This window comes from Lactobacillus sp. C449L, assembly GCF_059900815.1.
In genome coordinates this window covers 462,000-488,785 of the sequence record NZ_JBWXGA010000002.1, presented here as the reverse complement: position 1 = coordinate 488,785, position 26,786 = coordinate 462,000, and the positions used below count along the sequence as shown (strand labels likewise).

At 37.1% G+C, this 26,786-nt stretch carries 26 protein-coding genes; 11 read left to right on the top strand and 15 right to left on the bottom strand.

Translation table 11 applies throughout. The features are described from left to right. The first annotated feature begins 488 nt into the window (after positions 1–488). On the top strand, positions 489–1,619 hold the full coding sequence (locus AC2JF9_RS05660; RefSeq protein ID WP_500725818.1) for a serine hydrolase domain-containing protein: 1,131 nt from the start codon (positions 489–491) through the stop codon (positions 1,617–1,619). Positions 1,620–1,668: 49 nt separating this feature from the next. On the opposite strand, the gene AC2JF9_RS05655 is transcribed toward AC2JF9_RS05660, so the two are convergent. Further along, complete coding sequence (locus AC2JF9_RS05655) at positions 1,669–4,509, bottom strand: DEAD/DEAH box helicase (RefSeq protein WP_500725817.1); 2,841 nt, start codon at positions 4,507–4,509, stop codon at positions 1,669–1,671. A gap of 81 nt (positions 4,510–4,590) precedes the next feature. Beyond that, positions 4,591–5,418: an exodeoxyribonuclease III gene (locus AC2JF9_RS05650; protein ID WP_500725816.1), complete on the bottom strand. Its 828-nt coding sequence runs from the start codon at positions 5,416–5,418 to the stop codon at positions 4,591–4,593. Between the two features lie 325 nt (positions 5,419–5,743). Here AC2JF9_RS05650 and AC2JF9_RS05645 point away from each other — a divergent pair, with 325 nt between their 5' ends. Further along, positions 5,744–6,754, top strand: coding sequence for a D-2-hydroxyacid dehydrogenase (locus AC2JF9_RS05645; RefSeq protein ID WP_500725815.1), 1,011 nt, complete (start codon positions 5,744–5,746; stop codon positions 6,752–6,754). A 151-nt stretch (positions 6,755–6,905) separates the two neighbouring features. Here AC2JF9_RS05645 and AC2JF9_RS05640 read toward each other — a convergent pair whose 3' ends face one another. The 3 genes from AC2JF9_RS05640 to AC2JF9_RS05630 form a co-directional block, all read right to left on the bottom strand. Then, a complete protein-coding gene (locus tag AC2JF9_RS05640) occupies positions 6,906–7,670 on the bottom strand; it encodes a pyrroline-5-carboxylate reductase family protein (RefSeq protein ID WP_500725814.1) in 765 nt (254 codons plus the stop codon). Positions 7,671–7,699: 29 nt separating this feature from the next. After that, complete coding sequence (locus AC2JF9_RS05635) at positions 7,700–8,563, bottom strand: aldo/keto reductase (protein ID WP_500725813.1); 864 nt, start codon at positions 8,561–8,563, stop codon at positions 7,700–7,702. Positions 8,564–8,638: 75 nt separating this feature from the next. Further along, positions 8,639–9,334 (bottom strand): YjjG family noncanonical pyrimidine nucleotidase, encoded by a 696-nt coding sequence (locus AC2JF9_RS05630; RefSeq protein ID WP_500725812.1) that lies wholly within the window; start codon positions 9,332–9,334, stop codon positions 8,639–8,641. Positions 9,335–9,974: 640 nt separating this feature from the next. Between AC2JF9_RS05630 and nrdJ the strand changes: the two genes are divergently transcribed. From nrdJ to AC2JF9_RS05610, 4 genes are read left to right on the top strand one after another with little or no spacing between them, the layout of a single operon-like run. Then, positions 9,975–12,209, top strand: a complete 2,235-nt coding sequence (nrdJ, locus tag AC2JF9_RS05625) for a ribonucleoside-triphosphate reductase, adenosylcobalamin-dependent (protein ID WP_500725811.1) — start codon at positions 9,975–9,977, stop codon at positions 12,207–12,209. A gap of 40 nt (positions 12,210–12,249) precedes the next feature. Next, positions 12,250–12,639 carry a DUF4430 domain-containing protein gene (locus AC2JF9_RS05620; RefSeq protein ID WP_500725810.1) on the top strand — a complete coding sequence of 130 codons (390 nt, stop codon included), beginning with the start codon at positions 12,250–12,252 and terminating at the stop codon, positions 12,637–12,639. Positions 12,640–12,646: 7 nt separating this feature from the next. After that, positions 12,647–13,162 (top strand): ECF transporter S component, encoded by a 516-nt coding sequence (locus AC2JF9_RS05615; RefSeq protein WP_500725809.1) that lies wholly within the window; start codon positions 12,647–12,649, stop codon positions 13,160–13,162. Then, positions 13,159–13,698 (top strand): cob(I)yrinic acid a,c-diamide adenosyltransferase, encoded by a 540-nt coding sequence (locus tag AC2JF9_RS05610; protein ID WP_500725808.1) that lies wholly within the window; start codon positions 13,159–13,161, stop codon positions 13,696–13,698. Before AC2JF9_RS05615 ends, AC2JF9_RS05610 begins: the two co-directional genes overlap by 4 nt. A gap of 131 nt (positions 13,699–13,829) precedes the next feature. Here AC2JF9_RS05610 and AC2JF9_RS05605 read toward each other — a convergent pair whose 3' ends face one another. The 3 genes from AC2JF9_RS05605 to AC2JF9_RS05595 all read right to left on the bottom strand — a co-directional run bounded on the left by AC2JF9_RS05605 (position 13,830) and on the right by AC2JF9_RS05595 (position 16,101). Further along, a complete protein-coding gene (locus AC2JF9_RS05605; RefSeq protein WP_500725807.1) occupies positions 13,830–14,222 on the bottom strand; it encodes a hypothetical protein in 393 nt (130 codons plus the stop codon). 27 nt (positions 14,223–14,249) lie between these two features. Further along, positions 14,250–15,113, bottom strand: coding sequence for an NAD(P)-dependent oxidoreductase (locus AC2JF9_RS05600; protein ID WP_500725806.1), 864 nt, complete (start codon positions 15,111–15,113; stop codon positions 14,250–14,252). A 133-nt stretch (positions 15,114–15,246) separates the two neighbouring features. Then, positions 15,247–16,101 carry a helix-turn-helix domain-containing protein gene (locus AC2JF9_RS05595; protein WP_500725805.1) on the bottom strand — a complete coding sequence of 285 codons (855 nt, stop codon included), beginning with the start codon at positions 16,099–16,101 and terminating at the stop codon, positions 15,247–15,249. Between the two features lie 139 nt (positions 16,102–16,240). Here AC2JF9_RS05595 and AC2JF9_RS05590 point away from each other — a divergent pair, with 139 nt between their 5' ends. Then, positions 16,241–17,983: a 1-deoxy-D-xylulose-5-phosphate synthase gene (locus AC2JF9_RS05590; protein WP_500725804.1), complete on the top strand. Its 1,743-nt coding sequence runs from the start codon at positions 16,241–16,243 to the stop codon at positions 17,981–17,983. Between the two features lie 29 nt (positions 17,984–18,012). Next, a complete protein-coding gene (locus AC2JF9_RS05585) occupies positions 18,013–18,885 on the top strand; it encodes an alpha/beta hydrolase (protein ID WP_500725803.1) in 873 nt (290 codons plus the stop codon). Positions 18,886–18,887: 2 nt separating this feature from the next. On the opposite strand, the gene AC2JF9_RS05580 is transcribed toward AC2JF9_RS05585, so the two are convergent. Together AC2JF9_RS05580 and AC2JF9_RS05575 are read right to left on the bottom strand one after the other, a co-directional pair. After that, a complete protein-coding gene (locus tag AC2JF9_RS05580; protein WP_500725802.1) occupies positions 18,888–19,241 on the bottom strand; it encodes a MerR family transcriptional regulator in 354 nt (117 codons plus the stop codon). 113 nt (positions 19,242–19,354) lie between these two features. After that, positions 19,355–19,738 carry a DUF2255 family protein gene (locus AC2JF9_RS05575; RefSeq protein WP_500725801.1) on the bottom strand — a complete coding sequence of 128 codons (384 nt, stop codon included), beginning with the start codon at positions 19,736–19,738 and terminating at the stop codon, positions 19,355–19,357. Positions 19,739–19,883: 145 nt separating this feature from the next. Here AC2JF9_RS05575 and AC2JF9_RS05570 point away from each other — a divergent pair, with 145 nt between their 5' ends. Next, positions 19,884–20,759 carry a LysR family transcriptional regulator gene (locus AC2JF9_RS05570; protein WP_500725800.1) on the top strand — a complete coding sequence of 292 codons (876 nt, stop codon included), beginning with the start codon at positions 19,884–19,886 and terminating at the stop codon, positions 20,757–20,759. Positions 20,760–20,896: 137 nt separating this feature from the next. Further along, the gene (locus AC2JF9_RS05565) at positions 20,897–21,640 is read left to right on the top strand and encodes a carboxymuconolactone decarboxylase family protein (protein ID WP_500725799.1); all 744 of its coding nucleotides are present in this window, start codon (positions 20,897–20,899) and stop codon (positions 21,638–21,640) included. A gap of 90 nt (positions 21,641–21,730) precedes the next feature. Here AC2JF9_RS05565 and AC2JF9_RS05560 read toward each other — a convergent pair whose 3' ends face one another. After that, the gene (locus tag AC2JF9_RS05560) at positions 21,731–22,318 is read right to left on the bottom strand and encodes an FGGY-family carbohydrate kinase (protein WP_500725847.1); all 588 of its coding nucleotides are present in this window, start codon (positions 22,316–22,318) and stop codon (positions 21,731–21,733) included. A gap of 35 nt (positions 22,319–22,353) precedes the next feature. Here AC2JF9_RS05560 and AC2JF9_RS05555 point away from each other — a divergent pair, with 35 nt between their 5' ends. Then, the gene (locus AC2JF9_RS05555; RefSeq protein ID WP_500725846.1) at positions 22,354–23,034 is read left to right on the top strand and encodes a GntR family transcriptional regulator; all 681 of its coding nucleotides are present in this window, start codon (positions 22,354–22,356) and stop codon (positions 23,032–23,034) included. Between the two features lie 101 nt (positions 23,035–23,135). On the opposite strand, the gene AC2JF9_RS05550 is transcribed toward AC2JF9_RS05555, so the two are convergent. The 4 genes from AC2JF9_RS05550 to AC2JF9_RS05535 form a co-directional block, all read right to left on the bottom strand. After that, the gene (locus AC2JF9_RS05550) at positions 23,136–23,912 is read right to left on the bottom strand and encodes an ABC transporter permease (RefSeq protein ID WP_500725798.1); all 777 of its coding nucleotides are present in this window, start codon (positions 23,910–23,912) and stop codon (positions 23,136–23,138) included. A gap of 5 nt (positions 23,913–23,917) precedes the next feature. After that, on the bottom strand, positions 23,918–24,688 hold the full coding sequence (locus tag AC2JF9_RS05545) for an ABC transporter permease (protein WP_500725797.1): 771 nt from the start codon (positions 24,686–24,688) through the stop codon (positions 23,918–23,920). Beyond that, the gene (locus tag AC2JF9_RS05540) at positions 24,678–25,631 is read right to left on the bottom strand and encodes an ABC transporter ATP-binding protein (protein WP_500725796.1); all 954 of its coding nucleotides are present in this window, start codon (positions 25,629–25,631) and stop codon (positions 24,678–24,680) included. Before AC2JF9_RS05540 ends, AC2JF9_RS05545 begins: the two co-directional genes overlap by 11 nt. Positions 25,632–25,829: 198 nt before the next feature. Beyond that, positions 25,830–26,507 carry an SDR family oxidoreductase gene (locus AC2JF9_RS05535; protein WP_500725795.1) on the bottom strand — a complete coding sequence of 226 codons (678 nt, stop codon included), beginning with the start codon at positions 26,505–26,507 and terminating at the stop codon, positions 25,830–25,832. Positions 26,508–26,786 lie beyond the last annotated feature (279 nt).

Genomic DNA, 26,786 nt, shown 5'->3' with positions numbered 1-26,786 from the left:
AACATTTTGCCAGTCTCTTGCTTGCTTGTCAAGCTCTTTTTACCCTGACTCTTGTCTCGATTCTCTTCTTTGACAGCGTTCTATATCTTACTAAACCACTCGCTCTTTGTCAACTGGTTTGGCTTGAATTCTTTTGTCGTCTTTGACGCTTAAACCTCTTGGTTTGCGCCCGACGACAGTTATTTATACTAGCAACTATTTCTTCCTTTTGCAAGTCTTTTTTCCGATTTTTTGGACAAATAAAAGATCCACTTTTGATAGGATATATCATCAGTCAGACTATTGTTACTAAAATTATATTTACTACTAATACACTTTTTGGCTATGCTGTATTTTCAACGCTTATTTATGCAGCCTAATTCTAGTGTTACCTATATTTACAAACTATTTTACGATTGTTATATAAACTTAACCATTTTTGCATACCTTTGTTACCTTGAACGATTTATAATACTACTAATATCTTTAAAGGGGAGAAAGTCTGAACTTTGAAACATAAAATATTCTCATTCGCTGTTGCCCTGCTTTTGGGAGTGACTGCTTCATTTGGCGCCGTTGCCATGCAAACTGAAGCAGCAACTTCCACTGCAAACGAACAAGCTGAAATGTCTAACTTTGTTAGAAATACCTTTAAAAACCATCACGTTCGTGGAGTAGTAACTGTAGTTAAAAATGGAGTACCACAAACAATTAGTTATGGTTATGCTTGGTATGGCAGACGAATCGGCAATGGCAGCAGTAAAGTTACTTTTCCAACTGCATCTCTGCAAAAAACTGTCACTGCAGCAATGATTGTTCAACTAATTAACGAAACTAAAAATACTAGCAACGCATTTACACAGAACACCAAAATTTCGCGTTGGTTTCCCGATTTAAAAAATGCTGACAATATCTCTGTCGGCAACTTACTGACTCATACTTCTGGAATAACCGCTACTAAAACTGAGATAAATCGGGGGATTATTTATTCTGAGGCTGATTCGATTAACTGGGTAATCAAAAATATTAATGCCTCACCATCAGATAGTGTGGGGGCATATCACTACAACAACAGCAACTATATCTTACTAACGGGAATAATTAGACAAGTTACTGGCCAATCTTATGAAGAAAATTTCCAAAACCGAATTGTAAAAAAGCTGAACTTACAAAATACGTACCTTTACCAAAACATTCCTAGTGGCATTACCGACCCTATTTCTTATTACTCAAATGGTGGAAAAAATTATCAGAATGCAAGCTATGTCAAAGCTAGTCTTGCTTCCCAAATACCCGGGGCTGGTAACATGTTTACTTCACCTCAAGAATATTACAAAATTCAAGTTGGTCTAAGTGATGGTTCCATCCTTAATAAAGATGACTTCTATTACATGACCCACTTAAATAGTAAAATTACTGATTACTGTGGCGGAATGTACCTCAGAAATAAGGATACGCTCAAAACTTCATATGGTAGTTTTTATGGCTTACACTTTGGTACATGGATGCAGCTAACCAACGATAACCAAAACGGAATTGTATTGTTTTTAAACCAAACTAATGACAACGAAAATGATGAAAAAGATGTAGGATACGAAATCTTACAGCACATCAAACCCAATACATTTGTTGCAAGATAAAATATTGATACTGCATGCTTCTATTTACTTGTTTATTAATAGAAGCTTTTTATTCTTCAAATAGCAATTCATACATTTTTGATTGTAATGGTTGTCTAAGCAATAAGTTCATTCCAACTGTCGCTTTTTTCTTTGGCCCCAACTGTTCTTCTTTAACTGTTTCTTTTTGAATATCAGCCTGACCCAAATAGAAAAACTGCTTGCCAATTGCATCACTTTTCTTCACAAACATATGTATTTTCATCTCAGGTGTGTTTAAAAGCCGCTGAACTTCATCTGAATCAAGATGACGAGGTGAACGAGTGTACCATTTCAAGCAACGTCCATCTTCTAAAGTATTGTGGTATAAGGCACTACGCTTTTTAGTATTGTCTTTTTTATAGGTAATAAAAATAGGCGTCTCATCTTGGTCTACCCGATAACCATACATTGGAGCCGAAACATCTTTCGGCCAATTCAACAAACGACATGCATCTTTACGATCATACTGCTGGTATAGTGTAAATTGGCTCTGATTATTATATTTATGATTTAGTGCTAAACCAGTTTTAATTACGTCCATAAATAAACGCTTAAAATCACTATTTTCCGCAAGTGCGCTTTCTAGTTCTGGCGTTAACACATAATTAAAGAAATCTGGATGTTCAATAAGTGGTTTATTGCCATATTGTTCTTTTTTCGTCGTTTTGCCCTGCTTAATATCAAAAAAGCTCAAGGTCAAAATATTCTCAACAGAGTTGATAACTGCCGCATTCACATAAGCGTTCTGCCTGCGAAGTTTCTCTTCATATTCGGATTGTTTTACGTGCTTTTTCTCTATTAAAAGCTGTAGTAATACAAGCTCATGTAGCCTCTTACCATTCAGCAATTCTTTAGTAACAAAAGCTAAAACTGCACTCTCGTATTCAGTAAGCTGAATTTTTTCCCCCATCTTAGCTAAAAACTGACCATAATGCAATATAGTATGTTGATTAGCAAAAACCGTTGGAGAAGTTGAACCATACCGGTAAAAGTCAAATAACAATGGCGGTCGACCTATTTTTTCCTTTAGTTCTAAATAAGATTGGCGCAACTCTTTCATACTATCTAGCTTGATTCGATCAAGTGAAGCTAAAATCTTTGCAGAGGCAACTTGAGTAAAGTTAATGGTAGAAACGTCAATAAAGCCAGGCAATGTGCTTTCTTCACGTGCCTTGTCGCGATCCCTACTATCATCTTGGTTTAACGAAATTGGAATTAAATAGTTATTCTTATAATTTCCGATAAAATCAATGATAGTCACATAGTCCTTACCCGGAAACTTGCGCAATCCTCTTCCTAGCTGCTGGATAAAGACAATGCTCGACTGCGTATTACGAAGCATGATGATTTGATTTAAAGACGGAATATCAATACCTTCATTAAATAAGTCAACCGAGATAATATACTCAAGCTCACCTCGCTCAAGTTTTCTAACTGCCTGTATTCGCTTTTTTTCACTATCTTCATTGGTTAATGCAACGGCAGGGTGGTTTTTCTCAGAAAAAAATTGTGCAAGCTCATGAGCTTCTTCTTGTCGACTGCAAAAAATCAAGCCCTTAGGTTGATTGCCACAGTAGCCGTAATAATCAAGCTGCTTTAAGACGTAATCCACTCGCTTAGGTGCCAGTAAACGTCTTAAACTGGTGGTTTCGTTAATGCTTTCGCCGCCGGTTTCATAATCTTCAACTCCAACATAATGAAATGGAGCTAACATTTTTTCTTCTAGTGCACCACGCAGACGAATTTCATAGGCTAGGTTGTAATCAAATAGTTGATAAACGTCTTGATCGTCCATACGCTCAGGCGTTGCGGTCATCCCTAACCAAAACTGTGGACTAAATTTTGCCAAAACTTTTTGATAGCTTGGAGCAGCGGCACGATGCGCTTCATCAATCAAAATATAATCAAATTCAGCTTCATCGAAATTGACCAGCATCTCCGGCTGACTTAATGTCTGAACTGTTGCAAAAACATATTTACATTTTATGTCATGTTGGTGTCCAGTTAATAAACCGTAATTGCTGCGTTTGCCACCGATTACTTGGTAAAAGCTTTCAAGTGCTTTTTTAGCAATTTGTTCCCGATGAACTACGTATAAAAGCTTACGCGGTCGGAAGTCTTTAACCGCAAATGCTCCCAGATAGGTTTTGCCAGTGCCAGTTGCCGACACAATCAAGCCACGTTTTTGACCGGTAGCAATTAGACCTTTTAATTCTTTCAGAGCTGCCTGCTGCATTTGATTTGGCATAATTTTTTGAGCAGAAATAGACGTCTTAACTGATTTTGAAAGTGGTTTAACCCAACTTTTTTCGTATTTATCTAACCAGCCAGTGGTCAGTGGCTGCGCACTTATACTAAGTTGTTGGATTTGCTGGGCAACTTGCCTAGTGAGCGTAGCGTTTTTCTTAGAACTAATCTTCAGCGCCCATTCGTAATTACTTAGCAAAGCCGAACGGGTAAAATTAGCGCTGCCAATTACAATAGTTTGCCGATCCACATGTTCAAATAAGTAGCCCTTAGCATGAAAACCGTCAGCTTGGGCTATTTTTACTGTTAAATTACTAATTTTCATCAAATCGCGGAAAACTTGTGGATTGTTGAAGGCTAGATAATCACCGGTAATTAAAGTACCAGTAATGTTCTTTTTGGCAAGATCAGCCATTACCACCTTAAATGGCACCAGCATATCTTGAGTAATAAATGCCACTGCCCACGTAAAACCCGTACAGCTTAACAGCTCTTGCCGAATGGTTAACCAGATATTTTCGTCTTTATTGTTCTGCAAAAGTTTAGGGCCTAGCAACTCATGCCCCGGATAATTTGGGTCATATAAGCCATTAAGTATGGCATCTTGAAGTGGTTCATTCATTTTCATCGCCTCAGTATCATTGTTACACAAAAGAAAAAGAAACCCAGCTATTCTGTGTGGATTTCTTTATCATACCTATGTCTATATGCTAATATCAAGCAAAATTGGACAATGATCAGCTCGAACTCCGGTATCTATCATTTCAGAACGCTTAACTTTATCAGCAATCCGGTTGCTTGTAATCCAGTAGTCAATTCTCCAGCCGGAATTGTTGGCTTTTGCGGTTTTAATTCTTTGAGCCCACCAAGAATATACGCCTTCAACATCACCATTAATTTTTCTGAAAGTATCAGTAAAACCAGCTTCAAGCAGTTTAGAAAAGTCAGCGCGCTCTTCATCAGTGAAGCCCGCAGAATGATGATTATTATCCGGATGCTTCAGATCAATTTCTTGATGCGCACAATTATAATCTCCACTTGCTAGAATTGGCTTTTCATGATCCAACTTCTTTAAGTAGTCAACATACTTTTCATCCCAGACTTGCCGTTCAGCCAGTCGCTTTAACCCATTACCTGAATTAGGAGTATACACCTGCGTTACAAAATACTTTGGAAATTCTAACGTAATGATTCTACCCTCACTGTCCATTGGTTCAGGTGCACCAATTTCAGGAAAAGTAACTTTAGGTTGAAGTTCTTTTTTGTATAAATACATTGTTCCAGCATAGCCTTTACGCGCAGGTTCTTCAGACGAGCGCCAAACTACAGCGTATTCCGGAAACTCTTGTGCTAAAACTTCTAGGTGTTTATTAGTTGGACCTGTTGCACGCAATTTAGTTTCCTGAATAGCAATGATATCTGCGTCTTGCTCATGAACTTTTTCTAATACCTTACGGGTTTCAACCGCTCTTGAAGAAGTTCCGGTTAAAGCTGCATTTAATGAGTCAATATTCCACGAGATTAAAATCATAATTTGCTCCTTTTTATCTATTAATTCATTATATAATTTTTTAGTCTCGACTCAAAATATCATTAAACTTTTTCAAGGTTCCATGTTCATAGCTTGACCAAGATAATTGGATAAGAATTTGTTACGAATTTCACTAAATTCACACAAAAATCAAATAATCATCTTATCTAGCTTCTACACTTGCTGGCTCAAAAATGAAAGCGCTTATTGTTAAATCAAGCTTTTCTGAAAATGAGATTTCGGGAATTTAACATTTTTAATTCCCTTAATACAAGTGTATAATAGCACAAGAGATAATAATAACGATTTTTGGAGGTTAAATTTTATGACTAAAATTTATGCTTATGCGATTCGTAAAGACGAAGAGCCCTATGTCCACGAGTGGAAAGCCGCTCACCCAGATGTTGAAGTTGATTTCACCGACCAACTTTTGACACCAGAAACTGCAAAACTGGCAGCTGGTGCTGACGGCGTTGTAACTTACCAACAATTAGACTATAAGGCTGATACGATTGAAGCTTTAGACGAAGCTGGTGTCCACAACTGGTCAATCCGTAACGTTGGTATTGACAACATCGACTTAAAGAAAGCTAAAGAACTTGGCTTTAAGTTAACTAATGTTCCGGTTTATTCACCTGACGCTATTGCTGAGCACGCCGCTATTCAAGCTGCTCGAGTTTTGCGTCAAGATAAGGCAATGGACGAAAAGCTTGCTAAGCATGATTTCCGCTGGGCTCCTACAATTGGCCGAGAAGTTCGCGACCAAACTGTTGGTGTTATCGGTACTGGTCATATTGGTCAAGTATTTATGAGAATAATGGAAGGCTTCGGTGCTAAAGTTATTGCTTATGATATTTTCCAAAACCCAATTCTTAAAAACAAAGGCTACTACGTTGACACTCTAGAGGAGCTCTACGCTCAAGCTGACGTAATTTCACTTCATGTTCCTGATGTTCCTGAAAACATCCACATGATTAATGACGAATCAATCAGTAAAATGAAAGATGGCGCAGTTATTGTTAACGTTTCTCGTGGTCCACTTGTTGACACTGACGCTGTTATCCGTGGTCTTGACTCTGGTAAACTATTTGGCTTTGTAATGGATACTTACGAAGGCGAAGTTGGAGTCTTTAATGAAGACTTCAGCAACAAAGAACTTCCTGACAAGCGTTTAGCCGACTTAATTGCTCGTCCAAATGTTCTGGTAACCCCTCACACTGCTTTCTACACCACACACGCTGTTCGGAACATGGTTATTAACTCATTTGATGACAACTTGAAGATGATTAATGGTGAAAAGCCTGACGCTCCCGTTGATTTAGACAAGGAATTCTAAGTTTATTAACTTTACTTCCCTTCTTAAACACATTTAATGATTTGACTTAAAAAAAGGTATCGAGCTACTTACTCGATACCTTTTTACGTTTTCTAAAATTAAAAGCAATTGTTCCATACATGCAAAACTATTGCTTTTTTAGTTATTCTTCTTAGTTCGCCGATGCATTTACTGCTTGAATTAGCGCATTTCTGAAGCCTGCTTCTTCTAACTTAACCACGCCCCTTATGGTTGATCCACCAGGTGTGGTCACTTCATCTTTTAACTCTTCGGGAAGTTTTTTACTCTTTATAGCCAACTTAGCTGTTCCCAAAAGCATTTTTTCAATAATTGCATACGACTCGGCTCTTTTTACCCCGTTTTGGACCGCTGCATCACTTAGTGCTTCAATCAGCAAGTCGACATATGCTGGAGTACAACCAGCAACAGTGCCATAAATTCCCAGCTTGTCAGCAGGTACGACATAGACGTCACCCATTCGAGCAAAAATACTTTTAACCGTATCAATTACCGCCTGATTTTCGCCATTTGCAAAACTAATCGCCGTAATTCCTTCACCAATTTGAACTGGTGTATTCGGAACAATCTTAACAAACGAAGAATCGACTGGCAGTTCCGCATTCACTTGCTCTAAATCACCGCCACCGGTTGACATTACAATACCATGATATTTTTGTCCAAGCTCTTTGAAAATAGTCTTAATTGCGGGGCCACCAACAGCAACTATTACAGCTTGGCAAGCGTTGAAGTCGGCGTAGTCGTTAACTAAGTTCAAATCTAATTCGGCCGCAGCTTTTTGCGCAGTCTTATGTCCGCCATCAAAAACATAAATGTCATGATTAGCTATGTTTCCTTGCAGTAGGCCTTGTATAATCGCCTTACCGATTTTACCAGCACCAATAAATCCTATTTTCATTAGATATCACCTTTAGCTGTTCTGCTGAACTAAAAATCTGTCTTATCTGGATCAGTTGCAACTTCTGCTACTCCATGCAAGCTATCAAGTTTTGCCATGTCAGCAGAGCTGATCACAAAGTCAAAAATGTCCGCATTTGTCTTCATTCTCTCAACATGAACTGATTTTGGTAGTGGCACAAATTGATGCTGCAAAGACCACCGTAATAAAATTTGCGCCGGGCTTTTACCATAATGCTTAGCTACTTCATTAACTACTTCATTATTAAATAAGCCGCCCCTGGCAAGTGGACTATAAGCCTCACTTAAAATACCAAGTTCATTATTGTAGGAAACAACATCTTCTTGCATATCACTTGGATTAAGATAAATCTGATTAACAGCAGGAGTTACAGAAGCGGTTTTAAGTAATTCATCCAAATGCTCTCGTCTAAAGTTTGATACACCAATAGCTCGAATTTTGCCAGCTTTCACGGCATCTTCCATGGCCCGCCAGCTTTCAGCATTTAATTCAGCCCAGCGGTCACGAATACCAATTGGATTAGGCCAATGTATCAAATACAAATCAAGATAGTCTATGCTTAACTTCTCAAGGCTCTCGTCAATTGCCGACAAAGTTTGCTTATAGCCATGGTGATCATTCCATAATTTAGTTGTAATAAACAAATCATAACGGTTTACATTACTATCTTTAATACCTTGACCAACACTTTTTTCGTTACCATATGCGGCCGCAGTGTCAATCAACTGATAGCCTAAATTTATCGCATCTCTAACCGCATTGCGAGCAATTTCGCCGTCCGGTGTCTGCCAAGTACCCAAACCAATAGCTGGTATTTTGACACCGTTATTTAATTCATAGGTGTCATTTAAAGAACAAATATTAATAGTCATAATTTCACCCCTTATACTTAATTATAACCAATTTTAAGGTCCTTAAGTTATTTTTTTAACAAACTTGACTTTAACTTAAAGATTATTTTTTAAGAGTGCTACAAACTGTGGATAAGTGGTTACTTCATACAATGGATGTAAGTTCATGTTATTTTTGCGATGCCGGTGATTATACCAAATACTGGCAAAACCATAGTTTTCTGCCCCTAAAATATCTGATTGTAAACCATCACCAAAAAAGATTGTATCTTCTGGACCGAAATGAGCACGGCTAAAAAAGTAATCAAAAATGCCCGTATCTGGCTTCGAATATCCCGCCTCCTCGGAAGTGACAATTACATCAAAATAAGTTTCAATACCGGCAAGTTTAAGCCGATGTCGCTGCATAAAAGCTTCGCCATTACTCAGGATGGTTAATTGATAATTTTGCTTTTTAGCAAAACGCAACGTGTCTTCAACTCCAGGCAATAATTTGTATGCCTGTCCAAAATAAGAACGGTACTCGTCCATAACGGCCAAGCCATCAACTTCTATATTCAAATTTTCTTTGATAAAGTCGTGAAAAACCATTTCACTTAGTTGGTCGTAGGTTAACTCACCACATTCTAGCTGCCGCCAAAGTCCTTGATTATAAGAATGATAACGTCGTTGCAATTCATCTGTAAGCGGCCATTGACGAGACTTAAACAGGCTTCGAAGTGCAAAATTTTCAGTATCAGCAAAATCGATTAGTGTATCATCAACATCAAATATAATTTGTTTGAAGCGCAAGCAATTTCTTCCTTTCCAATTTTTCCTAAAGGAAATAATGCGTATTTTTAGTCTGGAAAATTATTATACCAGTATTTTTGTAAGCGATATATATCTTCTTTTTATTAAATTTACGCTAAGCTACTATTTATTGCTTTACGAGAGTAATATAATGTTATGCAATAATATGATGAGCAAAGGGGGACTATACGTGCTTTCACTTTTGTTAATTTTCTTTCTTATCTGGGCATTTGTTAAATTAGGAATTGGCGCCGCAAAAATAGTATTCTTTTTACTTGCATGTGGGTTGACCTTGATCTTTTTTGTTCACCTGCTTATTCCGTTCATTATTTTAGGCGGAGTGCTTTTAATCGCCTTTGCTTTACTTAGTTCTTAATTATAGTTAAATAATATATTAATGAAGTACAGCTAACAATATAAAACGTTAGCTGTGCTTTTTGCATACTTAAATTCTATACAAAAATTTCTAAATATTTTTTTTGCCGAGTTAATCTTACTGCCACTTTTAGTTACGATTTTCGTTCGGTTTTCTGGTAGCATTTAATACTAGTAAATACAAGATATTGTGGTATAGTTTTTCTTAGACCCATACATGATGTATGTGTGAAACAAATGTGAGTTTTTAGGAGTAACTTTGTACATGGAAAATACAAGAATTAGCCTAGATCAGGCATATATTGATCAAGTGAAACAAAATGTTTCTCCTCACTGGGGAGAACTAGGTTGGGTTACATATAAGAGAACCTACGCCCGTTGGCTTCCTGAAGAAAACCGTTCTGAAGAATGGGATGAAACCGTCAAGCGTGTTGTCGAAGGTAATATTAACCTTGACCCCCGTTTGGCAGATTCTCCGTCTGAAGAAGTGGTCGAGGACTTAACTACAGAGGCCCAAAGGTTATACAAAATGATTTACGGTCTCGCTGCAACTCCATCTGGAAGAAATCTTTGGGTTTCTGGTACCGACTACCAGAGAAGAAACGGAGATTCTTTGAACAATTGCTGGTTTATCGCTATTAGACCGCAAAAATACGGTAACAGTCATATCGTTCCGAGCTATTTAGACAACGAACAAGCAGCTGTTTCCATGCCTTTTTCATTCCTTTTCGACCAACTCATGAAGGGCGGCGGCGTTGGCTTTTCCGTCGTTCAGGATAATATTAAGCAAATTCCTAAAGTTGATAATAAAGTTGACTTGACTGTTATTATCGATAAAAAGAGTGACTCTTACGATGCTTCCGTTAAACTTGGAGCAAGCGATAAAACTACTTGGGCTGCGCAAAATAGAGATAATAACGATTATGTTTACTACAAATTGCCAGACACACGTGAGGGCTGGGTTCTAGCTAATGCGCGTCTCATCGACATGCACTTCAACCAAACGAACCCAGAAAATAAAACTAAATTAGTGTTGGACATCAGTAGCATCCGTCCCTATGGAGCAAAAATTCATGGCTTTGGTGGAACTGCTTCAGGTCCTATGCCACTGGTTGAAATGTTCTTTGAAATCAACCAGATTATCAATGACCGCGTAGACGAGTACATGACTTCAGTTGATGGCACTGACATTTGCAACTTAATTGGTAAGACCGTTGTTGCAGGTAATGTTAGACGTTCTGCAGAGCTGGCCCTTGGTTCTAATGACGATCAGGGTTTCATTACGATGAAGCAAGATAAAGAAAAACTATATGATCACCGTTGGGCATCAAATAATAGTGTAGCAATTGACTCCGAATTTACTGACTATGAACCAATTGCTAATGGTATCCGGGAAAATGGTGAACCTGGTATTGTTAACCTTGATTTGTCACGCAATTACGGTCGAATGATTGACGGTTATCAAAAGGATATTGATGGCGAAGTTGAAGGAACTAATCCTTGTGGTGAGATTTCTCTAGCTAATGGCGAGCCATGCAACTTGTTTGAAGTTTTTCCATATATTGCTGAACAACATGGTTGGGACTTAAAAGAAGCTTTTGCTTTGGCAGCTCGTTACACTAAACGGGTAACCTTTAGTGAATATGACTGGGAAATTTCGCGTGAAATCATCCAAAAGAATCGGCGCATCGGGGTGTCAATGTCTGGTATCCAAGACTGGCTACTAAATGATCTTGGCCACAGAGTGGTAACTGGCTTTAAAGACAGCGTTGATGAAGAAACCGGTGAGAAGATTAAGATTCCTATTTATGACCCTAAGGGCATTAAGATGGTCTCTGACGCTTACCAAGCTGTTGTTGACGCTGATGAAGAATATAGTAAAGAACTGCATTGTAATCCATCGATCAAGCACACCACAGTTAAACCTTCTGGTACGGTGGCTAAATTAGCTGGAGCTTCTGAAGGTATGCACTTCCATTATGCTGGCTACCTAATCCAGCGGATTCGTTTCCAAGCTTCCGACCCATTGCTTGAAGCACTTGATGCTTGCGGATATTACTCAGAGCCCGACATCTATACACCAAATACCATCTGTGTTGAATTCCCGCTGCGGGCTGCGCACGCTGATAGTGAAAGCTTTGCTTCAGCAGGAACTGTTTCGATTGAAGAACAATTTGCGACACAGGCTTTCTTGCAAACATATTGGTCTGATAATGCGGTTAGCTGTACGGTTACTTTCCAAAGTGATGAAGGCGAAAAAATTACTTCATTGTTCAAACAATATCGGCACGTTATTAAGTCTACATCCCTGCTTCCTTATTACGGTGGTTCATTAGAGCAAGCACCAAAAGAACCAATCGACAAGAAAACATATGAAGAAAGAAAAAACAAAATTACTGGTGATGTTGCCACAGTTTTTGCTGAACTAAATGATGATCAAAAAGGCATGGAGCTAGTTGAGCAAACTGATTGTGAATCTGGTGCTTGTCCAGTTAAGTAGTTAAATTTAGAAAAAGAAATTAAATCAAGGAGTTTTTATCATGAAAAAGAACAAATTATCAATTATTGCGGGAATCGCCACTATTTTCACTTTCACGTTTGCTGGTTATGAAAGTACCCAAAATGCTGAAACAGTTAATGCTGCCAGCAAAATCAAGGTGTCATACACGCTCAACGTTAATAACAAAAACGCTAAGACAAAGACGGTTAAATTACCCAAAAACTCAACTGTTATGAAGGGTCTTAAGAAACTTTGGAAAGTAAAGAGCACTGATGGCTTTATTACCTCAATTGATGGCAAGAGTCAAGACAAGGAAAAGAACATTTACTGGACTTACACTATTAACGGCAAGTTTGCTAACAAGGGTGCCGCAGAGCAAAAATTAGCTAATAAGGACAAGATTAAATTTACTTTAGCCAAGATCGACTAATAATGTCATGCACGATTCGACTAAAAAAATAGCTCTTTTAGCAATTTTAACAGCAATGTGCGTGGCTTTAAGGATTTTCAAGATTATTCCGGTACCCAATGTTCAACCCGTTACCGACATCTTAATGATTGTTACCCTAAATATCGGACTAGGCTTTGGCTTTGCTTTAGCTATTTTGACCATGGTTGTTTCCAATATTTACTTAGGGTTTGGTATCTGGACCGTTTCACAAATTTTAGCATTCGGCGGATGTATGCTGACGGTGTCGCTACTGGCAAAATTTACCCCCCTGAAAAAGCATTTAACTTTGCAACTGATTCTCGCCACTTTCTTAGGTTGGGAGTACGGCTTCATTGTAGATTTTGGAATGACTATTTTTGGTGGTATACCAGCCTTTTTAGCCTATCTGGCGGGGAGTTTGACTTTTGATACATACCACGCTATCGGCAATTTGATTTTTTATCCAATTTTGTACAAACCACTCAATATTGCACTTGATCACTATAAAAAGAGGCTATCATGACGATAAAAATTTATACCAAAGTTGGAGATCAGGGTTTTACCAAACAGGTTACCGGAAAAATGGTTCCCAAATATGATTTGCAAATTGTTGCTGTTGGCGATATCGACGAACTTGATTCATATTTAGGTGTAGTAATTGCAAGTCTGTCAGAGAAATGCCAAAAATTGCACGATCCGCTAGAAAATTTACAACGTGATTTATACGAGCTCGAAAGTGATATCGTCGTTAAACGGCATGAGCAGATCACCACTGAAAAAGTAGAATTCCTTGAACAGCAAATTGATGAACTCAATCAGCAAATTCCTAAAACAACTCATTTTATTTTACCTGGTGGTTGTCTATCTGCGACTCATTTGCATTATGCTCGAACAATTGCTAGACGGGCAGAGCGTTCAATGGCCAAACTAAATGCTGAAGAACAAAAACTAGCTCCAGCTTGTCTGAAATATATTAACCGCTTGTCCGACTACTTGTTTACTCTAGCTCGCTATGCGAACGTCTTAGAGGGCGTGGCAGAAGTTAAAAGTAAACAATAGTTTTGCTAGCAAAATAAAAGCATTAGACTATTAACTGGTCTAACGCTTATCAATAACTCTAACCAAATGATTTAAAACTGTAATGTATTTTAAAAAATATGTTGCAGCTTTTTTATGCCGACTTATCAAAACTAGTTTTCTAATATCTTGTCTTTAAAATAAACTAAAAGTATCATCGCTGCTAGAGCAACCAGAGTTTTTATCATTCGTGGGACTTCATCATCGTAGATAGCGATTAACAAAATATGATCAACGATTTGGTTATAAACCAGTGCACTACAACAAATCGTCATAAAAAATTTGACATTATGCTTAGTGAATATTTCAATCGCATGTAATATACACACGGCAATCATTAATATTCCTCCAGCAATGTAGGTAATCGGATATACTCGATCTGCTGGCTCTGGAGTGGTAGCTGGTCCGAACGCACCAACTTCACTAAAAAACCAACCTAAGCCGCGGTAAATGCCCCAAAGTTCTAAAATGACAGATAGAGTTTTAACTACTCGCAAATTTTTCATATTTTTCCCTTTAACTTAGTAACAATGCTACTTCCACCAAAGCTTGATTAAGCCCTGTGTACCAAAATCACCCAGATTTTTATCATCGACTAAAATTTCATATAATTTTTTAGCTTGTTCAGTTGCTGGCAATTTGATGTTCATTTCTTTGGCAGTATCTAAAGCAATCCGCAAGTCCTTTAAAAAGTGCTTACTAAAAAAGCCAGGAGTATAATCTCCCTTTAAAATACGCGGGCCGTAATTACTTAAACTCCAGTTAGCCGCACTACCAGCACCGATAGTTTCAAGAACTGCTTCAAGATTCAGATCGGCTTTTTTGGCATAAACCAGCATCTCGCACAGCCCCGTCATTGTACCAGCAATCATAATTTGATTAGCCATTTTGGTGTTTTGACCAGATCCAGCCGAGCCAAAATAGTGTACACTCTTGCCAAAATCATTAAAAACGGGCTCTAGATCGTTATATGCTGCTTCATCGCCGCCGACCATGATGGTCAAAGTGCCATTTTTAGCACCTAAATCGCCACCAGAAACGGGAGCATCCAAAACTTTAGCACCCACCTTTTCACCTTCAGCGAAAATTTTCTGCGCAAGTGCCGGTTTAGATGTAGTCATATCGACTAGATATTTACCCTTAACCTCTGCCGAGAAAACTCCATTTTCGCCAAAGTAAACCTGCTCAACGTCTTTAGGAAAACCAACAATGGAAAAAATCGCCTCAACTTGCTCAGCAACTGCTTTTGGAGTCTCACACCAAATTGCCCCTTGTTGAACTAGATTATCAGTTTTGCTTTTAGTTCGGTTATATACCCACAATTGATGACCAGCCTTTAGCAGGTTCAAACAAATCGCATTACCCATTACGCCAGTTCCAATAAAACCTATTTTCATCAAAAACACTCCCTTGATAGCTTTTTTCTTTTAAAACTATCATAGCACGAACATCAGCTGGCTTTTAGTAACAAAAGAATGAGCTTGCTGTTGCCTTTTATATTTTCAACATTATGTTCTTTATTATCTACCTTCACTGTTCGCAGTATTCATTGAAAAACTTCGTCAGTTCTGAACCGTATTCCGGCATCCCTAAAAAGGAAAAGTTTTTAATGCCCCATTTTGCATTTTCTAAATATATGTCTTGGTGATCAAAATGATAATTAATCATGTTTTCAAGTATAACTATCATATTTTTGTAGAAAAATAGTAGTGGACTCGTAACTATTTTATCAGCAGCTTTAGTAAAAAACGCAGTATCTTCATACCTTTCTTGTTCAACGCAATCAATCAAAATATTTCCAATCATACTAAGCAGTTCCTCTTGATGATGAATATTTGTCGATGTTCCTAGTTTAGCAATGATTTTTTGGCCAATCATGATGTTGGCATCAAGATCATATATTGACATCACATTAATATACAAACGCAGCTTCATTTCATCAAATTCAGTAGTGTTAAAAAACAGCTCTTTTAATTTTGCACTTTTTTCTTTACTAAAATTTTTTAGATCATTTTGAGCCTTTGCGATTGTTGCATCGATATACAGAAGAATGTTCTCTTTATCATTGAAATCATTGTTTTCAACTACTTGACGAATTTCCTTCAACATTTCCGGGCTATTTTTATAATATGCTTGATTAACCAGATGACCGAGAGTGTCAGTCTCACTTTGTTGCATCTCATCAGCTTGATTTAGCCTACTGAAAAACTGCCATAAATCAACCTTATTTGCTCGTAAAATCGCCAGCAAATCATCGGCTGCAATTCGATGTTTATCTTTTTCAACTTTTGAATAATAAGAGGGACTGACTATGCCAGACACCCATTCCTTTTGGGTTTTAGCATTTTCAATTCTAAACTGTTTTAATAATTTGCCGATCGTCATATTGAATCTTTCTATATTGTATTTTAGCTAATGACTTTAAATTAATTATAACTTGATTTCTCTCTTGACTTAAACCTAGCTATAAGTATTACAATTTTTTAAAAGAGACTTGATAAAAAATTGTGAGGAATCAACTTATATGAACAAACACGAAGATTATTTATTAAACAAAATTACTGGACCACAAGACCTCAAAAAATTACGCATTCCGGAAATGGAAAAATTAGCGACCGAAATTCGCACTTTAATTTTAGAAAAAGACGCGGCCGAAGGTGGCCATCTCGGTCCCGATTTAGGAATTGTTGAAGCTACCATTGCTTATCACTTTGTTTTTGATGCGCCAAAAGACAAAATTGTCTGGGATGTTTCCCATCAAACTTACCCGCATAAAATGTTGACGGGCCGCGCTCAGGCTTGGCTTGATCCTGACCACTATGAGGACGTCACGCCATACACCAACCCTGACGAAAGTCCTTATGATTATTATTCCATTGGTCACACTTCCACCTCGATTGCTCTAGCAACCGGTATGGCGAAAGCACGTGATCTATTAGGTGATCGCGAAAATATCATGGCCTTAATTGGTGATGGCTCACTAACCGGTGGACTTGCCTATGAAGGGCTTAATAATGCCGCAATCGAAAAGCACAATTTAGTTGTGGTCGTCAATGATAATCAGTGGTCAATTGACAAAAACGTTGGTGGCCTGGTTACGGCTTTGCAAAAATTGCGTGATTCAAACGGCAAAACCGCGGAAAACCCATTTACGGCAATGGGCTTTGATTATCGCTATGTTGCTGATGGTAACAATCTTCAGGATATGATTGATGCATTTAAAGCAGTTAAAGATATTGACCACCCTGTTCTTTTACACATTAATACTCTCAAAGGTAAAGGCTATGAGCCGGCTATTCGCGAGGAAGAAGCGCACCACTGGGTAACACCATTTTACTTAGAAAGTGATCAGCCCAAGCAAGAAAGTGTCAATAAGCCAACTCCAGTCTCCACAGCACTTGATGTAATCACGGAAAAGATTGCTACTGGTAGTAAAATAATGGCGATTAACGCCGCGATTCCTGGTTCCTTTGGCCTTGATCAATTCAAACAAGACTACCCGGATAACTACACTGATGTCGGTATTGCTGAGCAAGAGTCAGTTGCTTTTGCTGCTGGTTTTGCTAAAGAAGGTGGTATTCCCGTCTTAATGGAAAGCTCCACCTTCTTGCAACGTGCTTTTGACCAATTATCCCATGATGTTGCCGCTAATAATTTACCTGTCGTTATGCTAATTGCTGGCGGTCGCATTTCAAACAGCTCCAAAACCCACCTCGGTATTTTTGATCAAGTGATGGTTTCAAACTTGCCTAATTGGGTCTACTTAGCACCAACCACTTTAGCCGAAGAAAAAGCTATGCTTGAATGGGCAATTAAACAACAAAAGCACCCGGTTGCAATCAAATTACCAACTAATGTTCCGCTAGGTACCTCTCATTCTAATGCTCTAGATTATGACAACATTCAATATCAAATTAAGCTTGGCAAAAATGTGGCTATCCTTGCACTGGGTGATTTCTACGAACTGGGCAAACAAGTTGCAGATAAGCTAGGTGCAACACTAGTTAATCCTGTTTCCGCGAATATTTTAGATACGCAAGCTTTGGACAAGCTAGCAGCCAACCACGATACGATTATCACTTTAGAAGATAACTCGCTGGACGGAGGCTTTGGGCAAAAAGTAGCTTCTTACTTGGGTAAGTGCAATGTCAAAGTACTTAACTATGGCCAAAATCGCGTATATACTGATCAAATCCCAGTTGAACAAATTTATCAAGAAAATCATATAACCGTCAATCAGATTATTGACGATATTAACGCTCTTTAAACACACTACTAGTCTATTAAGGATTAAAAATGACCAAAAAAAGTAAAATAATCTTGAGTGGTTTAGTAGCCATAATTGCATTATTAGGTTGTTGGGGACTTTTTCTAAATAAATCTAGTCAAAACAATAGTCCGGCTACTAAAATTGCAACACCTACTATCTTTGTTCACGGTTGGGGCAGTAGTTATCATGCCGAAGAAAGCATGGTCAATTATGCCCGCTTACATGGCGCAACTAATTCAGTTATGCGCGCCGATGTCAGTTCAGAAGGTAAAGTTAGCTTCAGTGGCGAAATCAAACCAAACGCGGTTAATCCAGTTATTGAAGTTAATTTGTTAAACAATAAAAGTTCCTTTCCCGGTGAAACCAATCAAGTCAAGGTATTAAGCAAAAGCAGCGATTACGTAAAAGACGTTATTACTGCATTACAGAAAAAATATCGTTTCAATAGTGTCAATTTCGTCGGACATTCATTTGGTAACTTACAAATTGCATACTACTTAAAGAAGAACGCGCAAAATGACAAACTGCCTCGTTTAAATAAACTAGTTTCAATCGCCGGGCATTATAACGGTTTTCTTGGCGAAGCTGGTGCTCCTAAACACACAATTTTGAATAAAAATGGTAAGCCTAAAAAAATGGATATTGGCTATAAATGTCTCTTACCATTAAGAACTACTTTCCCCAAAAATGCCCAAGTTCTAAATATTTATGGCAATTATGAGCATGGAACCGATGGTTCAGTTGACAATAACTCTTCTCGCTCTTACCGCTATTTAGTCAGTCGTAGAGCAAGTTCATATCAAGAACATGAATTTCGCGGTAAAAATGCCCAGCACAGTAAACTGCATGAAAATGAGCAAGTAGCACAGACAATAGTCAAATTTTTGTGGGAAAAGTGAGACTACTTGATTTTGCCTTGATCATACAGGCTAATCTTGTTCTTTAATCTTACAATGGTCTCAAGTAGATTTCGTTCTTCTGCTTCAAGCTTTTTGAGTTCATTCACGAGAATACCGCGTCGAGCTTTTCTAGTATCTGTTCCCAGCTGTAATAAGTGAGTATATTCTAGCAAATCACTTACAGGAACTCTGACTTGGCGCATGCATTTAATAAAATTAATCCAGCTAAGGTCATTTTCAGTGTAGATCCTAATACCATCCTTTCTTTTTATTGGTGGGATTAACCCAATCTTTTCGTAGTACCTTAACGTGCCTGCAGTTAAACCCACTTTTGCCGCAACTTCTGCTATCTTCATTTTTACCTCTTAACTTCTAAAAAATGACCAAAGATTTAGTGCGATTAATAAATAAGCTAAAAGTACCTATCAAAGTTAGTTAATAGGTACTCTCAAACTCTTAGATAATTTACTCAAACTGCTTTTGGTGTAATTAAAATGGTTGCGTTAGCTGCCTTAGGTGATATCATCCCAGCTAACGGACTTTGACCAGCATATTTTTTTGAATACAGTTGATTGATTAATAAGTCAGTTTCAGATGTGTTTTTAACTGCTGAAAAGTTAACATCATAAACTTTTTTACCAGCCGTAATTTTGCCAGCTCCTTGTTTAATAGCTGCTTGGTACCATTTTGAATTACCACCACTATACGCCCGAATGTAAATGTCCTGATCAACTGTTATAAACCAAATTGTGACTGGCGTCTGATGAGTTTGCCGGTCATCGTAAAACGGCTCAATTTTTATTGTTTCGTTCTTGGCAAAATCAGCTAGTTCTGCTTGGGGCCACTTGCTCATGGTACATTTCCTTTCTATATTTTATTTAAATTGTAGACGTGTTACTGTTCTATGTGAAATACTTATTAATGATTGGTTAAGATAAGTAAAATGCATAGTCTTATTATGAAGTAAACAAGACTTTATTTTTAGAGGTAGGCAATCTATGGAATTAAGAGTTTTAAATTATTTTGTCGCAGTCGCTCAAGAAGGGAACATGACCCGTGCTGCACAAAAATTACTGATTTCTCAGCCTGCTTTATCTAGGCAGATCGCTGATTTAGAAACTGAACTGGGCATTAAACTATTTACCCGTAAATCAAGACATTTAACACTAACCCCTGCTGGGCAATACTTACTAGAACAGGCCAAAGAAATTTTGGCTTTATCGGCTAAAACTAAAAACAATATAAAGTCTTCATCTTTTATTAGTGGCGATTTAACTATAGCCGCGGGTGAAAGTATCGGTATGCAGCGTATTATGAACATTGTGAGTACGATTATCAAAGCGCACCCAACCGTTAAAATCCATCTATTAAGTGGTGATTATAGTTACGCTGAACGTAAGCTGAATAACGGCACTGTTGATTTTGCCGTTATCATTGGCGATGCACCATTACCTAACTATGCTTCATTAACTTTACCCGAAAAAGATGCATGGGGTGTGCTAATGAATGCACGTGATCCTCTAGTGAAAAAAGCGACAATTAATCCTCAGGATTTAGTTGGACGCTCTGTTTTGAATTCACAGCAAGCAGCTAATTTTCAAACTTTTCAGAATTGGCTAGGTAATTACAGTGAAAAAGTAAACTTTATTGGTACTTATAATTTAAACTTTAATGGCACCTTAATGGTCAAAAACAATGCTGCCTTAATGTTGACTCTAGAAAATTTAGTTAATACCTCACCTGGCTCAGATGTTGTTTTTAAAAAATTGGTGCCCGAGGTGCAACAGTCAATAAGAGTAGTTTGGAAACACGAAATCAACTTGTCTCCTGTCGCAGAATTATTTTTAAAGCTACTAAAGGAATCGTTTCTTTAGGCCAAGCATTTTTCTGTTTTAAGTTTATTTTGCTCAGGCTTTTGATACCAAAAAGTAATTACTATTTATGTAAAATAAGCATTATACATTACTGGTAAATCAACTTAGAATCTAAATTAATACAAGGAGAATTAAATGTGAACAAATCAATTGAAAATGAATTTAAAAAATTAGTTACGCCATATGTTACCGATGTGAATAATCACTGCTCCGAACATCTGCAAAAAGACCGGCTATTAATTCCACTTATTGCCAGTGTTACTCAAGGAATTAGTGCAGAAATCCCTAACCAAGTTGAAGCTGCTCTGAACAGCCAAGTTAAACCAGAAGTTATTTTAGAAACAATTTACCAGCTTGTACCAATTATCGGAATTTTGAAAGTTGAACAAGCTTTAAAGCTTGTTCAGGTGACTTTTACGCAACTCCAAATTAATGTTCCAATAATTGAGGTTAATCCGGATCCAGACTTTGGCGCTGACGTACAAAAGCAGCTTTACGGCACTGAAATCAAAAATTTACTAAAAGATTTGCCAGATAGCGCCAACAAGTTTGTTCCTCAAGCTTTAACAGAACATTTCTTTAACGATTACTACAATCGCCAGGCTTTAGATGTGCGTGACCGTGAACGCTATGAGTTGTTAGCACTTATCGCGCTAAATGTTGACTTTCAGATTAAAGCCCATGCCCGAGGTAGCTTAAAGGCGGGTAATACTGAAAGTGAGCTGGTGTGGTCAACAATACAGTTATTGCCATACGTTGGTTTTCCTTTTGTTATTAATAGTGTACAGGTAATTCATCAAGCAGCCGTTCAAATAGCTAAAGAAAAAACTGATGTTTTTATCAAAACAAAAGGACTATTTTCTCAAAATATCGAAAATTAGTCCTTAGTTTTTTAAAATATTCTCTATCCCTGTGACGTCTTTTATTACATATAGTCAACTTTAGGTTTTATCTTTTGACTATATCTTCAATTAACAAGTCGACAACTCGTTAATTTTGTCTGACATAGAGCAAAAGTAATTATATTTTTTTTGATAATGCTTTATAAACTTTTGATCCGGTTTTATTTTTTGCTCAAAATTACTACGTACGGTAATGTTTTCATTTAGTGCAAGTAATCCAAGAATTGCAGCTCCAGTCACAGCTTCAATTGAACTCAAAAATCTAATTACTGTAGTTTCAAATATGTTGGCAACTATTTTTGTCCATGCATCACTCTTTGAGCCTCCTCCTAACAGAATCAAATTATCTAGTTTTTGTTTGCTATTACTAGATGCTAAATATAGAGACTTTAAAGCAAATACAACACCCTCTAATACTGCTAAGTTGAGGTCAAGTCTATCGTTATTTATATTTAAATTATAAAATACTCCAGAGATATCAGGATTTTTATATATGTACTTTTCTCCAGATAGATACGGTAAAAACAACACTTTGTTATTTGTTATTCTTTCCTTAGAAAATCTTTGTTCCTTACTATAATCCCTAGCATTCAAGATATCATTAATCCACCAGTCGAACGACTTTCCTCCTGTCGAAAGGGATGTTTGTGATAAAATACATTTTTTGTTTGAATACTTAAGTTGAAGCCCTTATTAAGAAAAATATTCTTAATAAAACGTGGCCTAAGGGGAAGAAAATTCCAACTGAGCCAGAACTTATGAAAGAATTTGGCGTTAGTAGAGGGACTTTGAAGCGTGCAATTTCTAACTTGCAAAAAAAGGGCTATCTCGTTCAAAGACAGGGGTTAGGAACTTTCGTTCAAGCAGACATTGAAATTCCTTTAGAGACAGGATTGTACTCTTTTGCAGAATACTTTCAAGCACATCACTTGGCTTATTCTAATAAAATTTTATTGGCAAAAGTTCACCAAAAAACAAGTAAAAAAATTGCAGACAAACTGGGAATTAGCGTTAATGACAAATACCTTTGTTTACGAAGACTTCGAGAAGTTGAGGGGGAGAATATCATGCTGATTGAAAACAATATTAACGTAGCTAATGCTCCTCACATTGAAACAGCTGATTTTTTTAAAGAAAGTCTGTTCTCAATAATCGAAAGATATTCGAAGGAAACTGTCGAATATAGTGAAACAAAGTACTCCGCGGTTGGCGCTAATTCTGAGGTCTCGAATTATTTCAGCATTAAAGAAGGTTCTCCAATACTTTATCAAGAGCAACTGGTCCACTTAAGTAACAATAGCATTATTGAGTTTGCCAGAGTATGGATAAAATCTAATCATTTTACATTAAAAACTATACTTCATAGAAAGTAGGGTTGGCAACACGTTAATTTCCGTATTTAAAAAAATCATCGTATACTAATCATAGCAAAAGAACCTCTAGTATAAACTAAAGGTTCTTTTTCTTTGCAATGTTAGCTGCCTGTACTCTGATATTTTTTTAAGAAAATGCGCCACACTTGATAGACCAACACGAAGAACAAAATGCAAACGGCCGGAATGATTACCAGCCACAACCACTCATGTTTTTGTGCAATTTTTTCTTGTGGAATTGAAGCAACCCAACCAAGTGGCAAGACAAATGTCAAAATAATTTTGAGCGATTCTGAAAAAATCGATAGCGGATATTTACTCATTTCAAAAAAGTCGAAAGTTGTTTCCGCTAAGTCAGACAATCCATTAGATAGAAGCGAGACAATGTTGCCTAAAACAGCTAATCCTAAGAAAATAAATGACGTAAACAGTGAAATAAAAATAAACATCACAGTAATGTACCACGGATTATGTAACTGAACATCAACTAGCACTAACAACAGTATCGAAACCAGTAAGTCACCCCAAGAGTCTTCGTCTACTCGCTCATTTATTAATTGAAATAAGGGGTTAACCGGTTTAATCAAAATCGTGTCAAATGAACCTTTATTAATATAATCAGATATATTTAACGCGTTAATAAAGAAGCTCCTAAAGATAGAAAATGACAAAGTTGCGAGTGCATAGGTCAGAAGAAGCTGGGCAAAGTTGTAGCCAACAATACGTGGAACTAGATTAAATATAAAACGCAAAGCAATGATATTAAGAATATTTTGAATTATCATTCCCGCGATTGCAAAGTAAAAATCAATGTCATATACTGCCAGTGATTTTAGATTGACTTTTATATAGGTTCCCAGTAATTTTAAATATCTCATCGTTGTTAACCTCCTTGAATAACTGTGGAAGTAACGGCATGTTTGAATAGCAACTTAAATACTACATAAAAAATCAAGATATAAATCACTTGTATAGTTACCACTTTAGCAAATAAATATATTGAAGGGTTTTGCACCAACATCCCAACTGCACCAAACGAATATTGGAATGGCAAATATGACGCCAAAGTTCTAAGCGTACTAGGATAAAAATTAGCTGGAAAGGTATTACCAGCTAAAACCAGCAATATTGCTTCTTTGAAAGTTGAAATTCCCCAAATACTATAAGTATAAAAGGTGACTGTACCCAAAATCAGCTCTAATTCAAAATACAAAAAGTAAGCTAGTATTATCGTAATTGCCATCATTATTGCAATAATCAAGGAAACCTTAAAATCGAGTATCCACATGTATATTGTTAGATCAACAACACCAATAATCGCAAATTTAGCAATTGAATAGCCAACATTTTCCCACAATAGCTGAGTTGAAATAGATAGTGGTTTTAGCAGGTCGATTGCAATATCACCAGAGCGCACTTTATCGTTAATATCATAACTACTTTTTGGAAATAAAACCGTCAATAATTGCATTAAAACCAAATAGCTAATTGTTTGTCGAAACACTACTTCTGAACGCCCAACCAAAACGGCCTTCCATAAAAAATACTGAACTGTTAGCGAAATTAAAGCTGAAAATAGCCAAAATACCAGCGCATACACCGAAGCAAAGCCTTTTTTGAAGCCAATTTTCATTAAAGTCAATCTATACTTCATTGGAATCACCACCCGCTGAAACGTGGTTAAGCAAATATTCTAACTTACCACTTTTGACTTCAATACTGTCAATCGATATATTGGTCGTAATTTTACTCAAAATGGACTTGAGTTTTTTGGGCTCAATATGTTTAATTCGATATTGACCGGTAGATAACTGATCAGCAGTTGGCCATTGTTTCTGTACATCTTTTAAGTTACTAGTCTTACTGGTAAAAGTAATCATTGCCGGTACTGCTAAATTTGTTATTTCGGAGCTATTTTTGTTAAGAACTAGCTCACCTTTGCTCATGATCATTATTTTTGAGCAAACTTCTTCTACTTCACTAAGATCATGCGATGTGAAAATAATCGTTTTGTCCGTTAACGTTTTTAAAAAGCGCACAATACTATTTTTGCTAAGAACGTCGAGCCCAACCGTTGGCTCATCTAAAATAAGCAAGTCTGGGTTATGAATCAGTGCTGCAATAAACTCAGCCTTCATTCGTTGCCCGAGACTAAGCGTACGCACTGGTTGCATTAAAAAAGCGTCGGCTTCTAGCATTTCACTCAACTCGGTTAGACGTTTTTGAAAATCATCGTTAGTTACTTGATAGATTTCCTGATTTAACTTAAATGTATCCATCGCGGGTAAATCCCAGCGTAATTGACTTCTTTGTCCAAAAACTACACCAATTTTCTGAGCATTCTTTTGCCGATTTTCTAATGGATTAACACCAAATGTTTTTATATTTCCAGCGTCTGGCTCCAAAATACCCAAAAGCATCTTAATTAAGGTCGACTTGCCAGATCCATTCAATCCCACTAGGCCAACACGATCGCCATAATTAATTTTTAAAGAAACATTTTTGACCGCATAAAACTGTTGATATGTTTTGTGAAAAAGCTTTGCGGATGTCATCTTTTTATATTGTTTTGATAAATTGTTTGTTTCAATTATCATTATGTCTCCACTCATCAATAACAAAACGCTAATTTCATCCCCACAACGAAACGACGTATAATTTATCTTTGAGTCAGTCATAAAAGTCATATTTAATTATATACTTTACTTTTAATATTTAAAGCATTTTTTAATCAAGTGTAGACATAAAAAAGAGCATAGTTTTTTCAAAACCATGCTCTTCTTATGAATAACTATTTATTCAAACTGCTGAATTGCCCGTTTAATTGGTTCGTTACCATTAGCCAAATCAAATTCGCGACGATGTAACTGGGAGTTTTGGATAATATCAGCAATTACTTGCGCTACATCTGTCCGCGTAATTGTCAAAATATCTATTGACTGCGTAAGCTGTTCAGCTAGTTGCACTTTTCCAGTAGCAGGCTCGTTGAGTAATCTAGCTGGACGAATAATTGTATAGTCCAGCGAGCTCCGCAAAAGCCACTGATCAGCATAGTATTTCGCAGCATAATAATAATTTTCAGGCATTCTAGGCGGAACATGATCTGACCAGAAACTACGATCATTTGCCTTTATTGAGCTAACCATAATGAATCGATTGACTTTTGCTTTTTGGGCAGCATTAATTGCTTTTACTGCACCATCAAGGTCAATCATCATTGTTGCATCCGCACCTGTTTTGCCACCAGAACCAGCGGAAAATACTACCACGTCAATATCTTGCATTACTTTCTCGAGCTCTGACTGTGGTTTAGTCAGATCAACAAAAGCAGTTGCAATACTTTGTTTTTGATATTCTTCTTGTTGTTTTGCTGAACGCAAACCGGCAATCACTTGGCAATCATCTTTTTTTTGTAAGATTTGAACAAGATGTTGGCCAATTTGACCATGTGCGCCAATAACTAGTACTTTCATCACACATCCTCCATTTAACCATATTAATCATTAAATCACTGCCACAACTTTTGGGCAATCACTTTACTTTGACAAAGTTGTCAAAGCAAAGATGCAGATAATAACTAAACATTTAAGCAAGATCCTGTTTTACGTAAGGCGTTCAATACGAAAGAATAGCATTTTAATCAATACACTAAATGACGGTATATTTATCAAAACAGTGGCTGGCTTTTTCTTACCAAAGCAGTCTGAACCGAGTAACCTTAAAAATATTGTTCTCACTCTGCATACGGAAAA

Excerpts from the sequence above, each read along its gene's own strand:
- AC2JF9_RS05575 (WP_500725801.1), bottom strand. The coding sequence starts at position 19,738 with ATGAGCAAGTGGCCCCAAGCAGAACTAGCTGATTTTGCCAAGAACGAA.
- AC2JF9_RS05595 (WP_500725805.1), bottom strand. The coding sequence starts at position 16,101 with ATGACGATCGGCAAATTATTAAAACAGTTTAGAATTGAAAATGCTAAA.
- AC2JF9_RS05545 (WP_500725797.1), bottom strand. The coding sequence starts at position 24,688 with ATGAAGTATAGATTGACTTTAATGAAAATTGGCTTCAAAAAAGGCTTT.
- AC2JF9_RS05535 (WP_500725795.1), bottom strand. The coding sequence starts at position 26,507 with ATGAAAGTACTAGTTATTGGCGCACATGGTCAAATTGGCCAACATCTT.
- AC2JF9_RS05655 (WP_500725817.1), bottom strand. The coding sequence starts at position 4,509 with ATGAATGAACCACTTCAAGATGCCATACTTAATGGCTTATATGACCCA.
- AC2JF9_RS05645 (WP_500725815.1), top strand. The coding sequence starts at position 5,744 with ATGACTAAAATTTATGCTTATGCGATTCGTAAAGACGAAGAGCCCTAT.
- AC2JF9_RS05620 (WP_500725810.1), top strand. The coding sequence starts at position 12,250 with ATGAAAAAGAACAAATTATCAATTATTGCGGGAATCGCCACTATTTTC.
- AC2JF9_RS05615 (WP_500725809.1), top strand. The coding sequence starts at position 12,647 with ATGCACGATTCGACTAAAAAAATAGCTCTTTTAGCAATTTTAACAGCA.
- nrdJ (WP_500725811.1), top strand. The coding sequence starts at position 9,975 with ATGGAAAATACAAGAATTAGCCTAGATCAGGCATATATTGATCAAGTG.
- AC2JF9_RS05650 (WP_500725816.1), bottom strand. The coding sequence starts at position 5,418 with ATGATTTTAATCTCGTGGAATATTGACTCATTAAATGCAGCTTTAACC.
- AC2JF9_RS05540 (WP_500725796.1), bottom strand. The coding sequence starts at position 25,631 with ATGATAATTGAAACAAACAATTTATCAAAACAATATAAAAAGATGACA.
- AC2JF9_RS05640 (WP_500725814.1), bottom strand. The coding sequence starts at position 7,670 with ATGAAAATAGGATTTATTGGTGCTGGTAAAATCGGTAAGGCGATTATA.
- AC2JF9_RS05570 (WP_500725800.1), top strand. The coding sequence starts at position 19,884 with ATGGAATTAAGAGTTTTAAATTATTTTGTCGCAGTCGCTCAAGAAGGG.
- AC2JF9_RS05605 (WP_500725807.1), bottom strand. The coding sequence starts at position 14,222 with ATGAAAAATTTGCGAGTAGTTAAAACTCTATCTGTCATTTTAGAACTT.
- AC2JF9_RS05550 (WP_500725798.1), bottom strand. The coding sequence starts at position 23,912 with ATGAGATATTTAAAATTACTGGGAACCTATATAAAAGTCAATCTAAAA.
- AC2JF9_RS05580 (WP_500725802.1), bottom strand. The coding sequence starts at position 19,241 with ATGAAGATAGCAGAAGTTGCGGCAAAAGTGGGTTTAACTGCAGGCACG.
- AC2JF9_RS05610 (WP_500725808.1), top strand. The coding sequence starts at position 13,159 with ATGACGATAAAAATTTATACCAAAGTTGGAGATCAGGGTTTTACCAAA.
- AC2JF9_RS05635 (WP_500725813.1), bottom strand. The coding sequence starts at position 8,563 with ATGACTATTAATATTTGTTCTTTAAATGACACCTATGAATTAAATAAC.
- AC2JF9_RS05585 (WP_500725803.1), top strand. The coding sequence starts at position 18,013 with ATGACCAAAAAAAGTAAAATAATCTTGAGTGGTTTAGTAGCCATAATT.
- AC2JF9_RS05590 (WP_500725804.1), top strand. The coding sequence starts at position 16,241 with ATGAACAAACACGAAGATTATTTATTAAACAAAATTACTGGACCACAA.
- AC2JF9_RS05600 (WP_500725806.1), bottom strand. The coding sequence starts at position 15,113 with ATGAAAATAGGTTTTATTGGAACTGGCGTAATGGGTAATGCGATTTGT.